Below are 22,752 nucleotides of genomic sequence, written 5' to 3'. Positions count from 1 at the left end.
TATGTCTGACCTAATCTCAAAAACCACCGAGCACCTAAACTACCCATTCCTATTAGTCACGCACATGGTATGTGCGGATCAGCAGATTCATAGTGAAGAGTCGAAAGCACTACGCGAACTAGCAACGCATATCGGCGCTTCTCAACGCACTCTCGCTGAGATGGAAAAAATTCTGGCTCAAGACGAAAACCAGCTTTCTGTAGAGGATTTAGCTCGGAAAGTGTCGCCCGGTGAGCAAAGTGAGGCCATGTCGCAAATGTTGGCGATCGCCTATGTTGACGGTTTCTGTTCAGCATTAGAACGCCAGATGGCGGAACAAGTAGCACGGATTTGGAACTGGCCCACAGGAGAAGTACAGCGACAGTTGGCAGAAGCAGGAGCCTTCACTGATACCCGATTTATAGGCGAACACAACCAACAACAGAAAGTCTCTTTCGGTGCGCGTTTCCTTACAGGGGCTGATTCTCTCCTTTCACGGGCATTGGTAGATAATGTAGCAAAGCTCACTGGGAGTGAGCAAACAGTTGAGCAACTGCGACGAGAAATCCTGTTAACGGGGCCAGAATATGATGAGGCGATTCGTCTGTGTGCAGTCATCGCTGAGGAAGATTACAAATTTGCAAAATTGGAACTTCAAAGAGCTCTATCAGCCCTTGCTAATTTGGAAAAAAATATTCAAGTGGCTATCGAAGACATCAAATATAAAACAGGTGGTAAAGGTCAAGCTACCACTGCTAAGGAAGTCGCCAAGCAACTTGAGGATACTAGAAATGCTCTAAGTGCCGACATTATTAAAGAAATTGAGAATGTACGGGAGTCACTTCGTGCCAAGGAACGCGCTCTCAATCATTTCAGCATCACATTTATGGGCAGGACTAAGGCAGGAAAAAGCACTCTTCACGCCATCGTTACTGATGATGGATGGGATGCGATCGGTGTAGGAAAGCAGCGCACAACTCGGTTTAATCGGGTGTACGAGTGGAAGAATATTCGTATCATTGATACCCCTGGGATTGGTGCTCCGGGTGGCCAAAGTGACGAAGAAATTGCTAAAAGTATTATCGACGAGTCAGATGTGATTTGTTATGTGGTGACAAATGACAGTATCCAAGAGAGTGAGTTTCGTTTCTTGCAGTTATTAAAAGAAAAAGCAAAGCCATTAATTATTCTACTGAATGTCAAGAAGAACTTACGCGATTCTCGATGGCTGGAGCATTTCTTAAAGAACCCCAATAAAGTGTTTGATATGGAGGGTCAAAGTGGGCTAGGTGGACACATTGAACGTATCCGTCGCTACGCCCAAGAGCATTATGCTAATGACTACTTCAAGATTGTTCCTGTGATGTTGCTGGCGGCGCAGCTTTCCCGCGAGCCCGAACACGAAAAGAAGAAAGAGGAGCTTTTTAAGGCAAGTCGGATGCAGGATTTTCTTGATTTAATTCGTGTATCTCTGGTTAATCATGGCGTAATTCGGCGCTCTCAAACTCTGCTTGGTTCTACCGTAGGTGCAATTGATCATCCTAATAAATGGGTGAATCAACAAGCTTTAGTCTATGAAAAATTGACAGGAACTCTGAAAAATAAGCGCGAGGGAATCCAAAAGGACATCCAAAAAGCAGCTAAGGATGCTAAAGACTCTTTACGGCAACAAATCGAGAGGATTTTTCAAGATGCTATAGAAGCTGTTCCATCTTTTGCAGAAGATCATTGGAACTGTAACGAAGTTGCCATGAAGCTGGGATGGGAAACAAAGTTAAAAGCACTTCGATTTGAGAAACGCTTAAAGATAGCTTATGAAGATACTAGCAAAAAATTCAATAAGGAAGTTCAGGAAGTTCTGGAGGAAATAGGAAATGAATTACAGCTAATATCTGAGCTTGGTAGTAGCGATTTCAACTTTCCTGAGCAGGATTCAAACAATTTTCGAGATTTTGTGCGAATTGGTGGAGGCATTCTAGGGATAGCAGGAACTATTATAGCATTATTCGTAGCCGCTCCTGTTGGGATTTTTATAGGGATAGGAACTACTGTTGTTAGCATGATGACAGGACTTTTTAAATCCAAAGATGAAAAGCGACGCGAGGCTGTTATAAATATCTCAACTTCATTAAAAAGTCAGCTCAACACTCAGAGGCAAAAGACTCTACAGCAGGCTCACAGGGAATTTGGTAAGTATTCTGATTCCGTAACCACGAACATCAACATCTATTTTGAAGAATTGATTGCAGGGCTAGAAGCGATCGCGACTCAGCTTGAAAAAGCAAAAAACAAGTTATCATGGACAGCAAATTATCTAAATCGTGCTTATGCAAAGCGAATCATTGACTGGTCTACTGAACAACAGGAAACTCTAACAGATAAGTGCATCAACCAAACCATTGCTAGAGTCGAAAGAGATTTCGGACGTAGCATGAAGATTGTCACAAAATCTAAAGTTCAACGACTAAAAAAATCCCTAGAGGATATTAAACACATCCTTCAAGAGGATATTTCATTTAGCAATCTCGAATCTTCCCAAAAAAAACTAAACTACCATGACTCAGAACAACCCGAAATTTAAAGCTGCTGATGTTGCTGGATATTTCACGAAAACGCTAGTAAATTTTGACAACTTACTAGCTCAGGGAAACACACCCGAACTAACAGCTATCCGTAAAAAACTGGGCGATGAATTAAAAGAGTATCGAGATCAGGGGATTCTAGGAGTAGCTTTTGTGGGGCAGTATAGTGCAGGGAAATCAACCATCATTTCTGCCATGACAGGGCGGCGCGATATCCGCATTGATGCTGATATTGCTACTGATAAAACTACCAATTATGACTGGAACAATATCAAGTTAATTGATACGCCTGGACTTTTTACAGACCGCCAAGATCACGATGAAACTACTTATGAAGCGATCAACAAATCTGACTTGCTAGTTTTTTGCCTCACCTATATGCTCTTTGACTCATTGACAGCAGAGAATTTCAAGAAGTTAGCCTATGAAAAAGGCTATCGCTGGAAAATGATGCTGGTTATCAATAAAATGTCTGATGAAGCAGGAGAAGAAGAGCAAAAGATTGCTAACTACCGCCAAAGTCTTGCCGATGCACTGAAGCCTTACAGTCTCGATGAATTTCCGATTTGCTTTATCGATGCCAAAGATTATTGTGAAGGCATTGATGCTAACGATGATTTTCTGACGGAAATCAGCCGATTTCCAACTTTTATTGATGCGCTCAATCAGTTTATAGAGCGTCGTGGCTCCCTTGCTCGTTTTGATACACCAGTCCGAATTGCCCTTAGCTGTGTTGATGATGCTCAGTTGAGCTTTACTCGCAACTCTAGCGAAGATTCTACTTTTTTTGAAGTGCTAACACGGTTATCTCGCACCGTGCGTAAAGAGCGCGATCGCCTGCGAACCAAGGTTAAAAATATAGCCCTAGAGATGGCTTCAGGAGTTGCTAGCGAAGGTAACACTCTTGCCGCAGCAGTAGGTAGCGATCCGAACTTTGAAAGGCTTAATAAACAAACTGAACTCAACGTGCAGAAGCACTATGAGAAAGCAGAAACCAAACTGCAAGAAGCTGTTAATGTAGCAGTTGAGGATATCCAGCAGGAAGTTGAAAAAGTTCTAGAAGGTGATCTAGTCAAGAGTTTTGTTGCTTGCCTAGATAAAAATCAAAATATATCAGCCCAAAATCCTGGTTCTGGTATGGATGTGGAGCGACTTAAAGACCAAGTTAACTGGTTTAAAAAAATTGGTGAGACGGCCGGAGTGGAGCTGACTAATTTGGCAACGAGGGGTTTTGCACAGACCGCGGGACAAGGCTTTCTACGTTCTAGAGATGTAGTAGGAAGCGGTCTACATCAAGGTGTTGTGGCTGTGGGAAAATTTGTCGGCTTTAAGTTTAAGCCTTGGCAGGCGGTTGGTATGGCCAAAAACATCGGCAATGCTGCTAAATTCCTTGGGCCTGCTCTAGCAATTGTTTCGGTAGGAGTAGATATTTTACAAATGCAACAGGAACATGAGCGAGAAAGGCAAATGTCTGATGTCCGTCGTGATATTACCAGTCAGTTTCAACCAATAGCAAAAGATTTGGAAAATCAACTTGAAATACAGCTATTTGAATTTGAGCAACAGGTTTACGGAGAGATTGAGAAGAAAATTGCAGCCGCTCGTCAGGAGGGAGAGGAAGCGATTTCTGCTTCAAATACCTGGGTAAAACAACTGGCAGACATCCGTAAGGATTTTGACGTGATTATCCAGTACATCACGAAGGCAACAGTTAATCCGAATACTTGAAGCTGAAAAAGCCCGATCGCCCTTACATCCCAACTTGTCCAAAAGCGCGATCGCCCCTCGCCAGTGTTTTTCAAAAAAGCCACGAAAATCCCAAGCCTTCGTGCCGTTTCGGTTGAGAATACACTATTTTAGACAGACCTAATCCATTCTTTTTTAAACCTTCTGACTCAAGTGCAACTCACCCACAATCGGTAATTCAAATACATTACTCTCTCGCAACCGCTTTGAGAAAAACATAACTTCCAGATTTTCAATTTCCTCCGTGTCAGGATTGAGACGAGCCACAATTCCATATTCTAGTTCTTGCGATTCTTGCTCTGCATAAGGCGAACATTTATTGACGTACAAAATATCCCCAATAGCATCGTATTTAAAAGTTAGTTTTTCTGCCATATTATCTCTCCTTGGGTAACATTTTTTGTTAAGTAAGCTGTCACGATCCAATAGCGCTCTCTGGGATCTGTATCATTCACCACAGCTACTACAACATACCTACCCTTGCGACCCTTACCATACTGCTGTGAAAATAGAAGAGTATTGCCGAAACGTAAATCACATCGAACCTCATCTGGGTCAGCTAGAGTTTTAGCAATTCTTTCCTGATAAGATGGTAGCAAATCGGGATGTGTATCGACAATATGTAGTTCTCGCTCTTCAGTGAGTTCAACCTCGCTATTGAGATATGGACAGAAAAATTGTGTTGTCACATTCCTCCATTCTTGCCAGTCCTAGTTACCTAACTTTTAGATTACCATAATTACCTGACAAGTTTAGCGCTCGCCCTTACATCCCAATTTGTCAAAAAGCGCGATCGCCCCTCACTTAGATTATTTAGAGAAAAAACGGCCCGAATAATATTTTTTCATCGATTCTTGAGAAATAATGGCATGACAAGATTCGTCTCTCGGCAAATCCCCTCTCGCTTCCAGCCAAGGCATTTCACTGCAAATCATTCGTTCCAAAGTTTCATCATCATACTCAAAATATGCCTCCGCAACTTCTTCGAGAAATTGCCCAACTTTTTGGGGAAGTTTTGGTTGTTCGATTTTCTCTGTAATTGGTTCCCAACTAAATTGGCGTTGATACTTTTCTAATAAATCAGGAATAACCGGCCCGTGAATCCCTGCTTGAAAATCTGCATCAAATAGTGGCTTGCCGTAAACTCCTAAATACCAAGCTTGAGCGTAATACACGAGTTTGTGTAGCTTGTAGACGTTGATTGCTACATCAGTTTGCGCGGCTAACCAAATGAAAGCATTTGCAATATCTCGATCGCTCAGTTTTTCTGAATTAGTTGGAACCGCAACAACTTTCATTTTGCCTTCGGCTATCTGTTCCAATAGTTCATAAACTGACAAGTTAAATTCTCCGGCAATTTGCTCAACTCTTTGCCATACCGGAGAACTTACAGTTATTTGAGCTTCAGGAGAACTTACAGTTATTTGAGCTTCATTTGTTATTGAGTTAGCTTGAGTCATGGCAGTCCTTAAAGCTGACTTAAATAATTGTAGCAAACAGTGCGGAATAATGACCTAATAGCGATCGCCCTTACATCCCAAATTGTCAAAAAGCACGCGCGGCGCAGCTATCCCGTAGGGAATCGCCCCTACATGAATTATTCAAAGTAACTGCGACACACTCAGCCGCCCTTCTACGGATTCATACTCATCTAGCTCATTAAATTTTTTATCTCTTTTTTTTGCCTAACACTAATTGATCAGATGAAGACCATGCAGTGACTATATGTAGCACTTTTTGCTGGTCATTTCGGTCATAAGATAGTTTCATTGTTTTGCCATCAATGGCAATCACGTTTAGTTATAATTCCCCGACTATCGCATTTACCCAACTCAAAAAACATTCTTGAAAATGCTGCGGTTCAATTCAGGCAAATAAGGAGACTAAACCTGTCATGAGATGGTATACAATTCGGTAATTCTAGAAAGCTTTTTAACCATTCATATTTGGCCCTGCCATAGGCTTCTATTGCCACCCATCCGTCGGCACCGCTGATGATAGCTAGAATCGCACTCGATCTAATATCTTTGAGCAAATGTTCTTTACTTCTTTCTATTTGTGGGCCGTTCAAAGTGGCAAAATATTTTAAAAAAATGGCAGTTGAAATATTCAATGGAGACAATAAATTTATTGGTTTTTGTTGGGAAGTTACAGTTTTACTAAAACCTCTTGCCATTGATAACACTCATGAACTAGAATAAACTACACAAAAAAATAGTCACATATAACTGTAGCATATTTGGGGTTAAAGTTAAGATACGTTTACCCTGAATCTAAAATCTAAAATCTAAAATCGTATGACTGATTATAAAGGCGATCGACCAACTAGCAATTTAGCAGCTCTTCACCAACAAATCAATTGGCTTCAGCAACAGCCAGACGGCATCATATTTCAACAAAACTCCGGCGACAACTGCATCGCCGTAAAAAAAATAAACTCAGTGCTACTACTGCTTTTAGCAGACAGAGAAACCTTAATCACAAATGTAGCTCAATCAATCCTAGACCTCAACAATCCACTAAATTTAATCTTTCCCTATTCCCGATCCGTGTTGCTAGCATTAGTCTGGAAAACTCACCCAAAAAAAATCTATGTAATCGGATTTGGTGGCGGCACCCTCCCCAGATTTTTTCACCACTATTTCTCTAACGCGATAGTCCAATGTACAGATATTGACCAAAAAATAGTCGCAGTAGCTCAAAATTTTTTTGGCATTCAATTCGACGACAGACTCAAAGTAGTCATTCAAGACGGGCGCGAATATCTAGCCCAACAAGATTCCACAGTAAAAAACGATATAATTATCGTGGATGCTGGTTTTGGCAGCGGCTATATGCCCTATAAATTGGTGACACAAGAATTTTACCAACTGTGCAAAACTCGCTTGTCAAGCGCAGGTACTCTAGTTGCCCACCTGTTCCACAAAGAAGAGTTTAATGCGGCAGCGGTGAAAACAATTCAAACTGTGTTCGCACAAGTTTATATATGCAATTTAGAAACCGGCAACAGCGTTGTCATTGCGACTAATGCTCCCGATTTAGCTAAAAATGAAATTTTCTTGAAAGCCGAACTTATTCAAGATTTCCACAATTTAGGATTTTCCTTAATAGAAATGTCGCTGCAGCTAAAAAAAGTAGCCCAATTGCCGGAATGGGTGAAAATTTGGGAAACACTGCCAATTTTTACAGATGCTGAAATACCCGCCGGATATTTGGACTGATAAATATACACAATTAGCGCTGTTAACGGAATCCGACAAAAAACTCTAATTGTAGGGTGCTTATCGGGGTACCATCGCGCCGTAGGGTGTTTATGAGCCCAGCATCCCTATGTCTGTAGCAAATCCCCATCAGTCAAAAGTTGATACTAGAAAACATCAGTCTAAAAAATACTTGACAGTGAAAATCTAGCGGTGTAGTATAGAAGTAGTGCATACAATGAAAAACATGAGACTAAAAAGTTGGGAGTCTCCTCGCAGCGAGGGTAGAAACTCCAAAGGTAAAGGCGGCTCAGCCAGAGCTCGGCAACTCAAAAAGCAACAGCAAACTCTGCGAAAACAGTTAAAAGCTCAACACGATCGACAAAACCACCAACAAAACCACCAAGGGAAGGAAACCGATAATTCCTTCCCTTTTTTTGTATCTTTCTGCCGCTCAATCCCGCTGAATGTTCGGACAAATCGTGCTAGTAATGCTCGCCTGCGAGGGTTCCTCTTGCCAGCAGTTGAGAATGCCTTGCAACTCCCCCTTCAAAGTTTCTAAGGCCGCAATTTGCACAGAAATTTCCTCTACCTTAGCCGTTAGATGCTGCTTCGCTTCAGAGCAAGGCAACTCTCCCCGATCGCGAACTTGTAAAATATCCTTAATCTCCTGAAGGCTCAAACCCAGAGTCTGAGAGCGTTTAATAAACGCCAACCTGTTAAATACCGTTTCGCCAAACAAGCGATAACCCGCAGGCGATCGCTTTACCGCAGGAGACAGCAAGCCCATCTCCTCATAGTAACGAACAGTTTTCACCGACAAACCACTACAGGCAGCTACAGAGCCAATTTTGTAAAGTTTCTCGGCAACAGAAATATTCATAAACCAAGCATCCAAGATCGAAAGACTTTCTTGCCCTATCTTTTAGTGCCTCAGATTCAGGGAGTCGATCGGCACCTCGCCCAGTCACCATTGCCGCGTAATCTTAATAAGGAGGATTTTTTTTAGACACATTAAGCACGGGCAACTGAGGTCTAGAAGACTGAGGAGGAAGATAGTATTCGGGAGCAGGTGCGGTTTGTTCGGCTCCAGAGCGGTAAAATTGCCACCAGCGGAGAGCCATCGCCACCCCAGCAGTACCCAGCCCAAAAGCCAATAAAGAGCCACTCGCACCCATGCTGCCGATGGCTGCATCGACAACGCCCACTGTCACAACAAAGCTGGTAATTGGTTCTCTACGGTAAGCTGACCTCAAAAGTCGCGTCCACGAAGCATTCATTTGGTTTTACTCTTTCTATATTTATTTACAAGCTCTAAAACTTAGAGTTGGCGGAACGATCAGGATTTCTAGCTCAAAGACTAGCTTCACCTAAATTCATCTTCTCGCCTGTGGGGAATTGTACGGGAGCGAGGCAAAATTGCCAAGCTAGTCAAATCAAAATTCCACCCCATATATACCTCCAAAAGCCAGCTATTGCATTCGGGAACAGAACTCTCTCGACAGAGAAGTCGCTGGGCTTGTTTCTAATTAATATTTTAATCAATTCCCGAAATTGTCGCGGTCAGCAGAAGTCACACCCGCGGCCGTTCGAGTCAAGACAAAGTGTAAGGCTGACCGCGCCATTGCTAAAATTAGTTGAGACCTAACCAGGACAGCAAGCCCTGGCCTGTGACATACTCGATAATTAAAGTTAGAGAAAAACCGATCATCGCGGCTCGACCGTTAAGGCGTTCTGCGTAGCTGTTGAAGCCAAACTTTGGCTGTTCCAGTTTGGGAGTGACGGTGGGTTGTAGTTGTGTCATTGCTTTGGGTACCTGGCGATCGACGCTATTCAAATGTGAAATTCAATGTTAGTTACAAATCTTAAACATTGCTACTTCTATTATAAAGAGGGTTAACCGCCGTCAACCGTCCCCGAAGAGAAAAAAGTGCTGCCAACTAATGCCAATTAATTATACCCGCTCAAAATATGACTAATCAGTTAGATAACGATAAGCTTCCTATCGCCGCACAGCGAGTGGCCTTTGCCCTTCGTACAACAGGCTGGGTTTGCTTCTGGGTACAGATAGTGCTAGGGGTGGTAGCGGCGATCATTTTGCTCTTTGCCATCCCCTTCGCGCTCCCCAGGGCTAGCGCCGCTGCCGGTTCAACCAGTGCCGGCACCGGCGGCGGCGTATTTTTTGCCATTTGCGGGCTAGCCGTACTCGCTTACAGCGTATATCGCTCTTTCCGCTTCACCCGTTTGTCGAGACAACTGCGATCGCCCGGTAACGCAGTCCGCCCCAAAAAAGCAGACACCATCAAAGAGGTGCGGCTGGCACTGATGAGCAACTTGTCAGGAATGGTGCTGACGCTGATCGGCGCAGAAGCCATCAGCGGCACTCTCTTAGCCAAATCTCTAGCTCAGCCGCAAGCCTTGTTCGGTGCCGCAGTCGATGTGGGCCGATTTATTCAGCCCCTAGATATATTTGTGGTACTCGCCAATACTCACGCCACTGTTGCCCACTTTGTCGGGATTTTCGGATCTCTTTGGTTGCTCGATCGCATCCACAAACAATAGTCCTGGGGAATTGGGCATGGGGCATGGGCATTCCCTGGGAATTGGCCCGCGCAGGGCATGGGCATGAGTGAGAATTGGTTATTAGTTATTGGTTATTAGTTATTGGTTATTTGTGAGGGCCTACTAATGCCCTGGGAAGGCCGATGCCCGATGCCCGATGCCCGATGCCCGATGCCCGATGCCCGATGCCCCACTCTCCCCCAACCGACATCCGGAATCACTGCCAACCTGTCGAAGAACGTACTCAGATACCTTCTACCAAGACAATATGAATATCATGGCACTGAAACCCGAGGCTTATTTTGGGGTGACAGATCACCCAACTATTGAAATTTCTCAAGAAAGTTTTCGTTCTGTCCTAGGTCAAATAGAAGCTGAACTCGTCTGTAGCGACACCTATAGCCACGCTCTAGCTAGCTTGCAAACAATGTTGGGCGAAGCAGCTTCCGCTGCCGAAATTTTAATTAGAGCAGTTAGCAGAGAAGCCGTCAAGCTCGCATTCGATCGATTCCCCAAACAAAACAAAATTGAACCGCAAGTACCCCAAGAGAGTTTTACTGCTGTAAGTCCCGCCATTGAAACGGTGACAGAAATTCAAGAATTGGAGCCACCAGTAGCTGTTCCTGTCTTCTATTGGCGCAGCGCTAGTGTGGAAGCGCCGCCCCACACCGAGTCCGAAACAGAAAATTCCGATCGAGACACTGACACTTCTGAAGACAGCAAACAAGCGCCCCAAGACGAAATTAAAGTCGAGTCGGCTGCACCTGCGACTGTCACTGTCCCCGGAAAATCCTTCCCAGGGTTCGGTTTTCCCAAGAAGCCAAAAAAACTCACCAAGGAAGAAGAAGCAGCAATAGCAGTTCAACAGCGAGAAGAGTGCCTGCGGGAGTTGGGTGGAGAATTGCGTAAGGGACGGCAAATTCGCTCCCTATCCCTCCAACAACTCCACAGTCAAACTCTCGTGCCGCTGCACCACATCGAATCGATCGAAAATGGGGAAATTGACAAACTGCCTCAAGATATTTACGTTAGAGGTTTTATCCGCAGACTCGGCGACGCCTTGGGACTAGACGGTAGCGCTATGGCGAATGCTTTGCCCAAACCCGCTCCGACTCCAATTCCCAGTATGTCTGTGTCTGTTTCCGACTCCGAGTCAGGCGAAGGCTTTCAAATGCGTCCGGTGCATTTGTACATCGGCTACACCGCTTTGATGGCTGGGGCTGTCGGGGGTTTGGGTTGGCTGTCGCAGCAACCCGTGGTGCCAGGAGCACAGGCAGTACCTCCAACGCAGGTGACACCGCCCGCCTCAGTTGCACCGGCTCAGAAGACCCCAGAAAAAGCACCTCAACCGGGCTTGAAGAAGTCTAACACCGGGGGAATGATTATGGGGGCTGACATGGCGCCGCCGGAGGTGATTTTTGGTTAGTGTGTGTCGGGCGATCGATCGTCCGACCACTCTCTTGGTGCAGGTGAATTCGGAAACCTGGTTTCCGAATTCACCTACATACGGATACTTGCTTGAAGAAATAAGTCCAGCAGAGCAATTACGGTTGAGATTGTAGTTCAATCCCCCACCTTGATCCATCTGTAGAGTCAAATCTAAAATCTAAAATCTAAAATCTAAAATCTAAAATCGCCAGCCTGTGTACCCAAAGTGATTTTTCAACTGCATCAGGAAACCCGATATGTGCGATAAACTATCTATTTGACCACTCCTCAAAGAGGTTTCAGATAAGATGAGTTCCCCAGCCACCGCTGCTTTCTCCGATCTCGATCCCCTATCGACTCACTCGCCAACAGCCACGAGTTTGGCGGCACCAGACAGTGCTTTGGTAACGGTGGCTCCACTGCCACAAAAATCTTGGACGATAGAAGATAGTGAGAAACTCTACCGAATTCAAGGTTGGGGCGAACCGTATTTTTCGATCAATGCAGCCGGTCACGTTACAGTGTCTCCCAAGGGCGATCGCGGCGGTTCCCTTGACTTGTGCGAACTGGTAGACTCTCTCAAACAGCGAAATTTGGCTTTGCCCCTGCTGATTCGATTTTCTGATATTTTGGAAGACCGGATCGAGCGATTAAATTCTTGTTTTGCCAGAGCGATCGCTCGGTACAATTACAAAAATGTCTATCGCGGTGTCTTTCCAGTAAAATGCAACCAGCACCGACAATTAATTGAAGATTTGGTGCGTTTCGGTCAACCCCATCACTTCGGGCTCGAAGCCGGCTCTAAACCGGAATTAATGATAGCTTTGGCCACCTTAAAAAACCCAGGCGCTTTGTTAATTTGTAACGGTTACAAAGACCGCGAATACATCGAAACTGCTATTTTGGCGCAGCGGCTAGGGCAAACTTCCGTAATTGTGCTGGAGCAAATAGAGGAAGTTGAGCTCGCAATCGCCGCGAGCAAAGCATTGGGCATTAAACCGATTTTGGGAGTGCGAGCAAAACTCACTACCAAAGGCGTTGGCCGCTGGGGAGGTTCCACGGGCGATCGGGCAAAATTTGGCTTGACAATTCCTGAAATTATCCGTGCAGTCGGCGAACTAGAAAAAGCTGGAATGCTCGATTGTTTGCAGTTACTACACTTCCACATCGGCTCTCAAATTTCCTCAATTAGTGTTATCAAAGACGCCATTCGAGAAGCCAGCCACATTTATGTAGAATTAGCTAAATTGGGAGCTAATATGAACTATTTGGATGTAGGCGGCGGACTCGGCGTTGACTACGACGGCTCTAAAACCAACTTTCATGCTTCCAAAAACTACAATATGCAAAACTACGCTAACGACGTAGTAGCGGGAGTGAAAGATGCCTGCGACGAGCGCAAAATCCCGGTTCCAATTATCATTAGCGAAAGCGGGCGGGCGATCGCTTCTCACCAATCAGTGTTAGTTTTTGACGTACTCGGTACTAGCGATGTCCCCAGAGAAGTACCCGAACCAGTAGACGAAAACGCCCACCAAATTCCGCGCAATCTCTACGAAATTTACCAATCTATCAGTCCCGAAAATTACCAAGAAGTTTATCACGATGCTATCCAATTCAAGGAAGAAGCAGTCAGTTTATTTAACTTAGGTTATTTGGGAATTGCCGAACGGGCGAAAACCGAACAGTTGTACTGGGCTTGCTGCGATAAAATACAGGCGATCGCGCGGCAAAAAGACTACGTGTCGGACGATTTGGAAGACTTAGAAAAGGTGATGGCGTCCATTTATTACATCAACTTATCTGTTTTCCAGTCAGTACCGGACAGTTGGGCAATTAACCAATTATTCCCAATTATGCCAATTAACCGACTCGAAGAAGAACCAACTCAACGCGGTATTTTAGCCGATATTACCTGCGACAGCGACGGCAAAATCGACCAATTCATCGATTTGCGAGATGTGAAGTCGGTTTTGGAACTGCATACTCTCAAAGCTGGAGAACCTTACTATTTGGCGCTATTTTTGGGAGGTGCTTATCAAGAAATTATGGGCAACCTTCACAACTTATTCGGCGATGCAAATGCAGTTCACATTCAGCTAACACCTTCTGGCTATCATATCGAACACGTTGTGAAAGGAGACACTATGAAAGAAGTTCTCAGCTACGTACAGTACGATTCAGAAAATTTGGTTGAAAGCATCCGCCGTCAGACAGAAGCAGCTTTGCAGCAAAATAAAATTACTCTTTCCGAGGCCCAACTTTTGCTGCAAAATTACGAGCGGAGTCTGAGCCAATATACTTATCTTCAGTCTTAAAATGTAGGGTGCGCACTGCGCACCTTACTTTGAAAAACTCGCAATTAGCAATTAGCAATTATTCAGGATTGCCGAAGTCTTAAAATGTAGGGTGCGCACTGCGCACCTTACTTTGAAAAACTCGCAATTAGCAATTAGCAATTATTCAGGATTGCCGAGAATTTCTGCGATCGCCCGCCGCTCTTCTCCGTGTTGAGTCGGTAAAACTTGGCGAGCGTCAGTAATCAGCCAATCGAGAGCCGCCGCTTGCAAATCGATCGCAGCCCCGGTTTTATCAACGCAGTAGCGCCCGAAGACCAGTTTGTCAACCAACCGCACCTCCGGCCCCAAACGGGAATACTCAAAAATCACGCTGTTTTCCACAGTGGCGCCACTGCAAAGCCAACAATTTGGGCCAATCATTGTCGGCCCGACAATTTTTGCTCCATCCTCAATGATCGTCATCCCGCCAATGTAAACAGGCCCAGTAATATCAACCTTATCCCAGTTGACAGCTACATTCAAACCAGCGTAAATGCCGGGGCGCACTTCAATTCCCGGAATCGAAACATTTTTAACTTGTCCCAGGAGCACGCTCTGAATTGCTCGCCAATAGTCAGGAACTTTGCCGATATCCACCCACTCAAAGTCCATGCTAATCCCGTAAAAAGGCGCGCCTTCTGCTACTAGCTTGGGAAATAACTCCGAACCGATATCGTATTCCTGACCCGAAGGGATGTATTTGAATATTTCCGGTTCAAAAATATAAATACCAGTGTTAATGTCGGTACTCAGAGCTTCTTCTACAGAAGGTTTTTCTTGGAAATCTTTAATTTTGCCAGACTCGTCTGTTACCACCACTCCGTAACTCGGAACCTCCTCGCGGGGAACCGATTTCATAACAATAGTAGCGATCGCCCCTTTTTCCCGGTGCCACTTCACAGCAGCAGTCAAGTCCAAGTCAATCAAAGCGTCGCCGCACAGCACTACAAAAGTATCGTCAAAAAACGGCGAGAAGTCCTGAATTCGTTTCATGCCACCAGCCGAACCGACAGCCTCTCCAATCATTTCTCCGTCCTCTATTCGCCCTTCAAAAGAATAGCCAATTTGTACCCCAAACTTTTGACCGTCACGAAAGTAGTTTTCAATCACGTCGGCCAGGTGGGACACATTGACCATAATCTGGTCAAATCCGTGCTGGCGGAGCAATTCAACCAAAAACTCCATCACTGGCTTTTGCAGGATGGGAATCATCGGTTTGGGTATTGTCTGAGTAATAGGACGGACGCGAGTGCCTTTACCGGCCGCCAGAATCATCGCTTTCATTATTAACTTCCTCAACCCTCTGTTAACTGATATCAACTGAACAATTAGATGCTAGCGGTTGCGATCGCATCGATCGCAGCAAAATCCTGACCCCGCCCAAAAACGGGTACAAGTTTCCGACGCGAGCGTCCGGGTCGATTTCAAAATTTTAGACGCTAGTTCAAGCTCTCAGATTCAATGCAAAAGTAAATCTAAAATCTAAAATCTAAAATCTAAAATCTAAAATCGACTGACCTATTTATAGGCGACATCGTACCAGGCTATCAATGACTCTTCCCTATTGGCTTGATTTAAGAAACCAGGAATCGGGAATCAGCAAAAACTTCGCACTCCCGCTGTCCGCATTCGAGACTCAGCAGCAGAATGGCCACGAGCGAGATTCTGCCTAGAATCTTAACCGACGCAGTGGCCAAGTTATTAGTTTCGCCGGATAACCTAATACCCTGCAAGCTCAAAGCGCGCGGATTTTGAGGTCTTGATAAAATTCCTCTTGAAGCAACTCTACTTTAGACTGAGCCGATAGTAGCAACAACGCCCAAAAAATACCCACCCGGTCATGATTTGGCAAGTGAACTTCGCCAGTCGATACCGGGTGTTCTGGGTTGACAGAGGAGTGCAACTCCTTATGATGCCAAAGTTCCAGCAGTTGTTCCAAGTCGAGCCAACCCTCGTCAATTTCCGAGCCACGTTCTGCCAGAAACCGATCCAGCTCGCTAGCAGTTTCCACCAAATTTTCTTGGTGAGCTAGCTCAAAGATAGCCTGGGCTGCTTGCGATCGCATTTTTGAGGTAGGGCGACGGCGGGGGGTAACTGTCTGCTCCATTGCTGCTTTCATTAGCTGCAACTGCTCAATCAGTTCCGGGAGAGTCACCGGGCGTTTTTGCGGTAGTTGAGCTACACCGCGACGGCGCAATTGCCGCTCTAAATGCTGCGGCAAGTGTCGCCCGCCTGAGTGCTCTGCGTCTTCTACTGCAGGCTCGTCGGCCGAGTCGGGATTCGCGGGGGGTTCTGAGAGGACGATACTTTCTGCTTTGAGCAACACCAGCATTGAAGCGTACAAAAACGCTTGGCCGGAGTGGGACAAATCGGAGAAATCCTTACTCTGATCTGCATCGCAGGCGTTCGTAAGCTTGCTCAGACATCGATCGAACACTTCAATTACCTTAACGTCCCAAGGATCAATTTCTCCCCGTTCGGCTAGGTCAATTAAAATTGCGATTCCCTCGGAAATCGTTTCTAAGCCATCTTGGTTTCGGGAAACGGCCATGCGATTTTAGATTTTAGATTTTAGATTTTAGATTTTGCCTCTGAGAAAACGAGAGAGCATATCAAGTTAATTGGCGGTCATTTCAGCAGTTGTGCCCTCAATGGCTGCTATTTCTAAACTTATCGGTTCTGCACTTTCTAACAAAGGTTGTTTGCCTTCTACTTCGGCTTTATAGCGTTCAAGATTTTGTTCTAATTCCTGAATCCGCTGCTCTTTTTCGCGAACTTGGCGGAGTTGTTGGCGCGAGGCGAGGGTTCGCTGCATTCTCGACCACAGACTGAACAGCCACGCTAGTGTTGCCCCTAATCCGGTCGCTACAATTAGTTCTATGCACAGCGGAGCTTTAACTTGGACGCCTTCGATCACTTGAATCGCGACTGGCTGTGTATTTTCGATGCTGAATAATACTAGAGCCAAGCAAATCAGAAAGATGAAGAAGAAATTTAGCGATCGCATTTTCTCTGTTCCTAATTCTTAATTCAGGTAAATCAAATTATTTACTATTTGTCAACTGTTTTTTGACATATATTCTCAGTTTTTTTTGATAACATCAAATCGGGTCAATTAACAATAATATCCGGGGAGGGGCGGGTTTATTGGAGTTCTGAGAGTTGAGTGAAAATATTGGTTAACCCGCCCCTCTAGGGCATATCCTCTTTAGGTTTGACCGATGTTTTGCGATTTCTTGCCGATTCCCAGCGCTGGCAATATTTGATATTTCAAAGAAATGCCCGCAGCTACAAATAAGGCAATAATCAGCGCCCCAATTCCTACGGGACTGGGAATCCAGAATATCGCCTCCAAATAGTTAACTTCTCCGGGTTTGAGCTTCCAAACTAACTGTTTTCCTTGCTGATAGCTTTCGGGAACCAGCGCACCGGCGACAGTTTCAATACTTTCGGCGCCCCAAGGCGTGTTCAAGCTAAAGTCTAGCTCCAAAAGTCCCCCCGGACTCAGCAACAGACTGCCGTTAGAAGAAAGCAGAGAAAGAGAGCGCAAATCCAATTCCAAACTCAACCGATTTCGCAGCACCAATAACAAATTATTCTGCTTGACACTAAGGTGAGATTCAAACTTCGGCAAATCTGTTTCTAGCGAACTTGCGGCCTGATATTTTGTCGTTGGTGCGATCGGATTGTAAAATTGGTTAAACTTGTCTTGCAACTCGGCTCCATTATTGAAAGGAATCCTCACTAGAACTTCTGTGGGGGAAAGCCGTTTAGTTTTTCCGTCCAGCAACCTCACCCGGCGTTCTACGCTTTTCAACCATTCTGCAACAGTTTCGCTGCTGAAGCTCGTCAACCTTTCCCCTAGTTTAATGTGCTGCACGATTTCGCCGCGAGTTTGACTTTCAAAGTTAACCCCGACATCGTACTGAACGCATCCAGTCACTAGAGTTAAAAGGCAAAAAACCAAAGGTAAAAGAAAGAAAAAATTCTTTTTCTTCTTCCCAGTTCCATCCTTGACATTTTGCTCTTTCATTATAAATTTTTCCCTGTTTTTACCTATTTGCATGAATTAGCAAAGCGTTGAATTGCCGACACTGTTTCTATGTTTGTTTTGCACGTCGGGACTTTTAACTGGTTCCTAAGCTCTGCCTGGGAACCCATGTCTAGAGGCTTTGCCTCGCAAGCTTTCATCCAAATTCGAGGCAGAGCCTCATGATATGTATTACCAGGCAGAGCCTGGTAACGAGTAAATTAACCGCACTGAACTTATTGCCTGGAAGCTACACCCAACTGTTGAAACAGCATACTCGGCAAATATGCCGCACCGCCTACCCATTCGGCTTCGCTGCTCAAATCTGCCAAATTTTTAAAGGCTTCAAAAATGCTGCCTGCCACCATTGTATTCTTGACGCGACCCACAATTTTGCCTTTTTCTACTTTATAGCCTAAGTCCAAATTGACAGAAAATTCGCCAGCTAACTGATTGGACTGACCGGCACCTAAAACCTGCTCTACTATTAGACCTTCGTCCATGCTAGCAATCAAGTCTTGAGTGGCGGTATTTCCTGGGGAAATGCAAAAGTTAGTCAAATCAGGGCCTGGGCGAGACAATCCGCCACGAAAACCGTTGCCGGTTGATTGTACACCGGCGCGAGCGGCCCACCTGCGATCCCAATAAAATCCGGTGACAGTACCTTTGTCTATCAAGACTTTGCGGGTGGTGGGTGTACCTTCGTCGTCAAAGGGACAAGCAGAAGGGCCTAAAGTGGGGTCTTCAAAAAAGGTAAAGCGTTCGTCAAATAAGGTTTCGCCGATTTTGTCGGCTAGGGGAGAGGCTTTTTGAACTACTGCTTGACCTGAAAGGATGGTATCAAAGAGGCCGCCGAGGGTGCTAGCGGCGGCTCTGGGGGTAAATAATACTGGGTAGGAACCGCTGGTGATGGTGGCTGAATGTTCGGCGAGGCGGTATTTTTCGAGGAGTGATTGGAGGATGCTGTTGGTGTCGAGGGGACGATCGCGCGCTACGTCGTAACTGTATGCTTGCATAAAGTCTTCTCCTTTTACCAAATTTCCCGCGATCGAGCCACTGACTATTTGGCTGCTTCTTTCGGCATACAGGTCTTGCGTGGTGGCAATTTTCACGCGGCCACTGCGGACGTGGAAGCCGACATCTACCATAATATCGGGATTGTAGGCGTGAACTTGCTCGATCAGGTTTTTGCCGTTTTCGACTAATTCTTGAGTTGTGGGCGGAGTGTAGGTGGTTTCCGGGCCTTTTAGGTGGAAGCTGGAGGCGAGTTCAAATTCTGCGGGGTCGCCGATTTCGGCTGTTTGAATCGCTGCATCTACTAAATCGTCTATGCGCGTTAAGTCTGTCGAACTAGCAAAACCGATTTTGCCGTGCGAAATCAGCCGGAGTGCTACGCCTTGCAGTGCTTTGGTTTGCAGGGATTTGAGGCGATTGTTTTCAAATTCGATGGGGGTGTCTTGACTCGACAGGTAGTATACTTCAGCGGCATCCGCGCGTTGAGATGCCAATTTTAATATCTGTTCTATGGTTGAATCGCTCACAATAATCGCCTTTTTGGTTTGGTCTTTTTTTTATTTTAGCGATTTAGGGTGTGGCCAGAAACCGGGTTTTTTCCCAGAATATCGATACACCACCGAAAAGCTGCGAAAAACCCGGTTTCTTTAGTCGAAGTGCATCCATCAATCCCCAGCCATCTGCTGAACCATAGCAATAATTTCTCTCACTGTCTCCGCGTCGGGCGATCGCAAATGCTGTAAAATCTCCAAAGATTGCTGTAAATAATTAAACTTAGAAACCGGGTTTTTTCGTGAATCTGCCGGCTACAGCGAAGTATTTCCCTAAAAACCCGGTTTCTCGACACCCGCGCCTAAAACTGAAGAGCATTCCTCTATAATTGTAATTCACACTGTTTAAAAACATAGTTAACTGCTGCAAACAGTCGCTCTAAGTCCTGAATTGTATAGAATAATTTATTTTGAGTAAACATTTCTAATTTAAGCTTACCAAACTGCCACATTGCGCCATTAGAAACAATACCAAATATCGTTTGTTCGGGTTCATTGTTAAGTCGCTGCACGGCGATCATTTCTACCAAACACTGCCCCCATCCTTCATCAAATGCGCTCTCTTTCTTGGCTTCAACTAATATGAAATAGGGCTTGTCAAAAACTACTGTGCCGAGGGGTGAGCGCTTCGCCAATATATAATCTGGAATTCCTGACAGATTCTCATTATAGACTAAGGTTTGGTGACTCCAGAGGAGAAAATTACTTCGATAATTTTTCCAAACTTCTTTTAATACAGGATAAATGATATTTTCACAAATGGCGATTTCCGAGTTGTCAAATACTCCGTCATTGAAAATCAATTCTAATTCATTCCGAAAAACTTCGCTGACTGCAAATTCTGTTTCGACAATGAAATTATCCCGTAGGTAATTAATTTGGAATTCTTTGGCGACCGCGCTGATACTTTTATAATTGCTAAAAGGCATTGGTTCTATCCAGAAAAGCCTGTATTGAACAGGCAAGATGCCTGTTCCACAATAATTATTGGAAATGTGTATTGGTCATCTGCTTAATAACTAAGAAATAATCCGCCTAAAATTAGCCCGATCGCAATTAACGCCACCCAGATAAACCTATTATCTTTCGTATTAACCTGACTCAAATCTACAGGCTCTGGTACGGCGGGCTTGGGTTTAGCGTACTTGATATCTGCGTTCGGATTGGCTTGAAAACTGATTGATTGATTTTCATCTAAAGCTGCCAAATCGGGGATTTTCACCATCCATTCAGGAGGGATAGTGAGTTTGGGAGCTTCGAGAATGAACAGCAAGCGCTTTGCTTGCTGGCGGGTTTCTTGGCGGGGATGGCGGGTGAGCGCGCGGCAAAGCTCGATCGCCCTTTCTGTATTGCCAGAGGCTTCGTAGGCTGTCACTAGCCACATCTGCACCTCGCCGCCCAACCGGGAATTTCGATCGACTAAACCGGTAGCTGTTTCTAAACTCTGCACAGCTTGAGCATACCGGCCACTCTCAAAAGCTACTTGCCCAGCTTGGTACTCAGTTTGAACAATTTCTAACTTTTCTGAAGTCACGAGCACCCACCCAATTCACAAATATTAATTCCCAAATTCCCCAAACGCTAGAATTCGCTGTTGTGTTGCGACATACCCGCCTCGTTGTCCCGTTTGGAACCCAGCAAGTCTAAATGGTCTACCTTTATTACCGGCTTCGAGCGATTTGAACCCGTATTGCGGTCTTGCCAGCGATCGAACTTCAAAGATCCTGTTACGCCAATTAGAGAGCCTTTGCGAACGTAGTCAGCCGCAATCTGCGCTGTTTTGCCCCAGATTTCCAGATTGAACCAGTCTGGTTGATCGCTGTTCTTGGTTCTGCGATTCACTGCCAGCGTCAAACTACACTTAACTGTACCCGACTCAAAATACTTAACGTCCGGGTCGCCGCCGACGCGGCCTACTAAAGTCACAACATTAAGACTCATAAACTTTTTGGGGAATGTGGTCGATCGGTGATGTAGTTAAACAGTCAACACGCGCATTAGCCTCCAAACTGAACTTGGAACAACGCTTGTGAGGCTTCATCCTGATTGTACACCCAGTTAGGAGAACATATTGATGGTGGATGATTGGCAAGTCTGCGCTCAACCTGAGCTCGACAATGTACATTTCTGACTAGACTCAGGATGAAAAACGTAATAGAATCCACCTCGGTTACACTTTTGTAACAACATTATTGCACACAATAGTATTTTAGTTTTTAGGGGGGGTACAAATCAGTGGGTCTTCTCAACAATCGATTTTCGTTATCTAGAGATATGGGTATCGACCTCGGTACTGCTAACACGCTCGTTTATGTATCGGGCAAAGGTATTGTTCTGCAGGAACCTTCTGTAGTGGCGATCGACCAAGATTTAAAAATACCGCTGGCTGTTGGAGAAGAAGCAAAAAAAATGCTCGGCCGCACGCCAGGGAATGTCATAGCACTGCGCCCGCTTCGCGACGGGGTAATTGCAGACTTCGATACGGCAGAACTGATGCTTAAGACTTTTATCCGCAGAGTTCACGAAGGCCGAAGCTTAGTTTCGCCGCGGATAATTATTGGCATCCCCAGCGGTGTCACCGGAGTCGAGAGGCGTGCTGTCATTGAGGCGGCGACTCAGGCCGGTGCTAGAGAAGTACGGTTAATTGATGAACCCATCGCTGCGGCGATCGGGGCTGGACTGCCTGTTGCTGAGGCGACTGGCAATATGATTATAGATATCGGCGGAGGTACGACGGAAGTTGCGGTTTTGAGTTTGCAAGGTACGGTGATCAGTGAGTCTGTGCGGGTAGCCGGCGACGAACTCAATGAGGCGATCGTCCAATACATGAAAAAAGTTCACAATTTGGTCATCGGCGAACGCACTGCTGAAGAAATTAAGATTCAGGTTGGTTCTGCATATCCAACTCCAGAGGATGACGATGTAATGATGGAAGTGCGGGGCTTGCACTTACTGTCGGGTCTGCCGCGAACTGTTACTATCAAAGGCCCAGAAATTCGCGAAAGTATGTCGGAACCGCTTTCAGTAATTGTGGAAGCTGTCAAGCGTACTTTGGAACGCACCCCCCCGGAATTAGCAGCAGATATTATTGACAGGGGAATTATGCTGGCTGGTGGTGGCGCGCTGATGAAAGGTTTAGATACTCTGATCAGTCACGAAACAGGAATTGTCACTCACGTGGCAGCCGATCCGCTGTGCTGCGTGGTTTTGGGAACTGGTAGGGTATTGGAAAACAAACAGTTGGAACGGGTTTTCAGCGGGCAGTCGTCGCGTAATATGTAGTTAAAAAATTTGGGATTGTGGATTTAGAAATACGGCTGC

21 protein-coding genes and 2 pseudogenes are annotated in these 22,752 nt (G+C 45.3%); 7 read left to right on the top strand and 16 right to left on the bottom strand.

Going from position 1 to position 22,752, the window contains the following annotated elements; translation table 11 throughout:
* Position 1: 1 nt before the first annotated feature.
* Complete coding sequence (locus QUB77_RS03790) at positions 2 to 2,560, top strand: GTPase (RefSeq protein ID WP_333170193.1); 2,559 nt, start codon at positions 2 to 4, stop codon at positions 2,558 to 2,560.
* Complete coding sequence (locus tag QUB77_RS03785; protein WP_333170194.1) at positions 2,535 to 4,289, top strand: GTPase; 1,755 nt, start codon at positions 2,535 to 2,537, stop codon at positions 4,287 to 4,289. The genes QUB77_RS03790 and QUB77_RS03785 overlap by 26 nt, the downstream gene beginning before the upstream one ends.
* Before the next feature lie 153 nt (positions 4,290 to 4,442).
* On the opposite strand, the gene QUB77_RS03780 is transcribed toward QUB77_RS03785, so the two are convergent.
* The 5 genes and pseudogenes from QUB77_RS03780 to QUB77_RS31655 all read right to left on the bottom strand — a co-directional run.
* Entirely contained in the window at positions 4,443 to 4,682 is a 240-nt protein-coding gene (locus tag QUB77_RS03780) for a DUF2283 domain-containing protein (RefSeq protein ID WP_332981686.1), read from the bottom strand.
* Positions 4,667 to 4,996 carry a hypothetical protein gene (locus tag QUB77_RS03775; protein WP_333170195.1) on the bottom strand — a complete coding sequence of 110 codons (330 nt, stop codon included), beginning with the start codon at positions 4,994 to 4,996 and terminating at the stop codon, positions 4,667 to 4,669. The genes QUB77_RS03780 and QUB77_RS03775 overlap by 16 nt, the downstream gene beginning before the upstream one ends.
* Positions 4,997 to 5,116: 120 nt before the next feature.
* Positions 5,117 to 5,767 (bottom strand): type II toxin-antitoxin system antitoxin SocA domain-containing protein, encoded by a 651-nt coding sequence (locus QUB77_RS03770; protein ID WP_333170196.1) that lies wholly within the window; start codon positions 5,765 to 5,767, stop codon positions 5,117 to 5,119.
* Positions 5,768 to 5,981: 214 nt separating this feature from the next.
* Positions 5,982 to 6,098 (bottom strand): annotated as a pseudogene (locus QUB77_RS31660) (ISAs1 family transposase); the annotation flags it as partial.
* A gap of 93 nt (positions 6,099 to 6,191) precedes the next feature.
* Positions 6,192 to 6,363: pseudogene (locus QUB77_RS31655) on the bottom strand (transposase family protein); the annotation flags it as partial.
* Positions 6,364 to 6,604: 241 nt separating this feature from the next.
* Between QUB77_RS31655 and QUB77_RS03760 the strand changes: the two are divergent.
* Positions 6,605 to 7,528 carry a fused MFS/spermidine synthase gene (locus tag QUB77_RS03760; protein WP_333170198.1) on the top strand — a complete coding sequence of 308 codons (924 nt, stop codon included), beginning with the start codon at positions 6,605 to 6,607 and terminating at the stop codon, positions 7,526 to 7,528.
* A 433-nt stretch (positions 7,529 to 7,961) separates the two neighbouring features.
* Here QUB77_RS03760 and QUB77_RS03755 read toward each other — a convergent pair whose 3' ends face one another.
* The 3 genes from QUB77_RS03755 to QUB77_RS03745 all read right to left on the bottom strand — a co-directional run bounded on the left by QUB77_RS03755 (position 7,962) and on the right by QUB77_RS03745 (position 9,311).
* Complete coding sequence (locus QUB77_RS03755; protein WP_333170199.1) at positions 7,962 to 8,390, bottom strand: heavy metal-responsive transcriptional regulator; 429 nt, start codon at positions 8,388 to 8,390, stop codon at positions 7,962 to 7,964.
* 103 nt (positions 8,391 to 8,493) lie between these two features.
* Positions 8,494 to 8,787: a hypothetical protein gene (locus QUB77_RS03750; RefSeq protein ID WP_333170200.1), complete on the bottom strand. Its 294-nt coding sequence runs from the start codon at positions 8,785 to 8,787 to the stop codon at positions 8,494 to 8,496.
* Between the two features lie 353 nt (positions 8,788 to 9,140).
* Entirely contained in the window at positions 9,141 to 9,311 is a 171-nt protein-coding gene (locus QUB77_RS03745) for a hypothetical protein (protein WP_172186391.1), read from the bottom strand.
* Positions 9,312 to 9,478: 167 nt separating this feature from the next.
* On the opposite strand from QUB77_RS03745, the gene QUB77_RS03740 reads away from it, so the two are divergent.
* From QUB77_RS03740 to speA, 3 genes are all read left to right on the top strand, one after another.
* Complete coding sequence (locus QUB77_RS03740; RefSeq protein ID WP_333170201.1) at positions 9,479 to 10,069, top strand: DUF3611 family protein; 591 nt, start codon at positions 9,479 to 9,481, stop codon at positions 10,067 to 10,069.
* A 277-nt stretch (positions 10,070 to 10,346) separates the two neighbouring features.
* The gene (locus QUB77_RS03735) at positions 10,347 to 11,495 is read left to right on the top strand and encodes a helix-turn-helix domain-containing protein (protein ID WP_333170202.1); all 1,149 of its coding nucleotides are present in this window, start codon (positions 10,347 to 10,349) and stop codon (positions 11,493 to 11,495) included.
* 310 nt (positions 11,496 to 11,805) lie between these two features.
* On the top strand, positions 11,806 to 13,815 hold the full coding sequence (gene speA / locus QUB77_RS03730; RefSeq protein ID WP_333170203.1) for a biosynthetic arginine decarboxylase: 2,010 nt from the start codon (positions 11,806 to 11,808) through the stop codon (positions 13,813 to 13,815).
* Between the two features lie 141 nt (positions 13,816 to 13,956).
* On the opposite strand, the gene QUB77_RS03725 is transcribed toward speA, so the two are convergent.
* The 8 genes from QUB77_RS03725 to QUB77_RS03690 all read right to left on the bottom strand — a co-directional run bounded on the left by QUB77_RS03725 (position 13,957) and on the right by QUB77_RS03690 (position 21,372).
* Positions 13,957 to 15,120, bottom strand: a complete 1,164-nt coding sequence (locus tag QUB77_RS03725; RefSeq protein ID WP_333295847.1) for an NDP-sugar synthase — start codon at positions 15,118 to 15,120, stop codon at positions 13,957 to 13,959.
* Positions 15,121 to 15,571: 451 nt separating this feature from the next.
* Positions 15,572 to 16,387: a segregation/condensation protein A gene (locus QUB77_RS03720; RefSeq protein ID WP_333170205.1), complete on the bottom strand. Its 816-nt coding sequence runs from the start codon at positions 16,385 to 16,387 to the stop codon at positions 15,572 to 15,574.
* A 66-nt stretch (positions 16,388 to 16,453) separates the two neighbouring features.
* Positions 16,454 to 16,843: a LapA family protein gene (locus QUB77_RS03715; RefSeq protein ID WP_333170206.1), complete on the bottom strand. Its 390-nt coding sequence runs from the start codon at positions 16,841 to 16,843 to the stop codon at positions 16,454 to 16,456.
* Positions 16,844 to 17,044: 201 nt separating this feature from the next.
* The gene (locus tag QUB77_RS03710; RefSeq protein WP_333170207.1) at positions 17,045 to 17,869 is read right to left on the bottom strand and encodes a DUF3153 domain-containing protein; all 825 of its coding nucleotides are present in this window, start codon (positions 17,867 to 17,869) and stop codon (positions 17,045 to 17,047) included.
* Positions 17,870 to 18,102: 233 nt separating this feature from the next.
* Positions 18,103 to 19,407, bottom strand: a complete 1,305-nt coding sequence (locus tag QUB77_RS03705; protein ID WP_333170208.1) for a metallopeptidase TldD-related protein — start codon at positions 19,405 to 19,407, stop codon at positions 18,103 to 18,105.
* 347 nt (positions 19,408 to 19,754) lie between these two features.
* Positions 19,755 to 20,360 carry a hypothetical protein gene (locus tag QUB77_RS03700; protein WP_333170209.1) on the bottom strand — a complete coding sequence of 202 codons (606 nt, stop codon included), beginning with the start codon at positions 20,358 to 20,360 and terminating at the stop codon, positions 19,755 to 19,757.
* An 83-nt stretch (positions 20,361 to 20,443) separates the two neighbouring features.
* The gene (locus tag QUB77_RS03695) at positions 20,444 to 20,965 is read right to left on the bottom strand and encodes a tetratricopeptide repeat protein (RefSeq protein WP_333170261.1); all 522 of its coding nucleotides are present in this window, start codon (positions 20,963 to 20,965) and stop codon (positions 20,444 to 20,446) included.
* A gap of 47 nt (positions 20,966 to 21,012) precedes the next feature.
* Entirely contained in the window at positions 21,013 to 21,372 is a 360-nt protein-coding gene (locus QUB77_RS03690) for a single-stranded DNA-binding protein (protein ID WP_333170210.1), read from the bottom strand.
* Between the two features lie 333 nt (positions 21,373 to 21,705).
* On the opposite strand from QUB77_RS03690, the gene QUB77_RS03685 reads away from it, so the two are divergent.
* A complete protein-coding gene (locus QUB77_RS03685; RefSeq protein ID WP_006632285.1) occupies positions 21,706 to 22,713 on the top strand; it encodes a rod shape-determining protein in 1,008 nt (335 codons plus the stop codon).
* Positions 22,714 to 22,752: the final 39 nt, after the last annotated feature.

Source organism: Microcoleus sp. AT9b-C3 (assembly GCF_036705485.1).
In the GTDB taxonomy this organism is placed as follows: Bacteria; Cyanobacteriota; Cyanobacteriia; order Cyanobacteriales; family Microcoleaceae; genus Microcoleus.
This window is presented reverse-complemented; position numbering and strand designations above follow the sequence as displayed.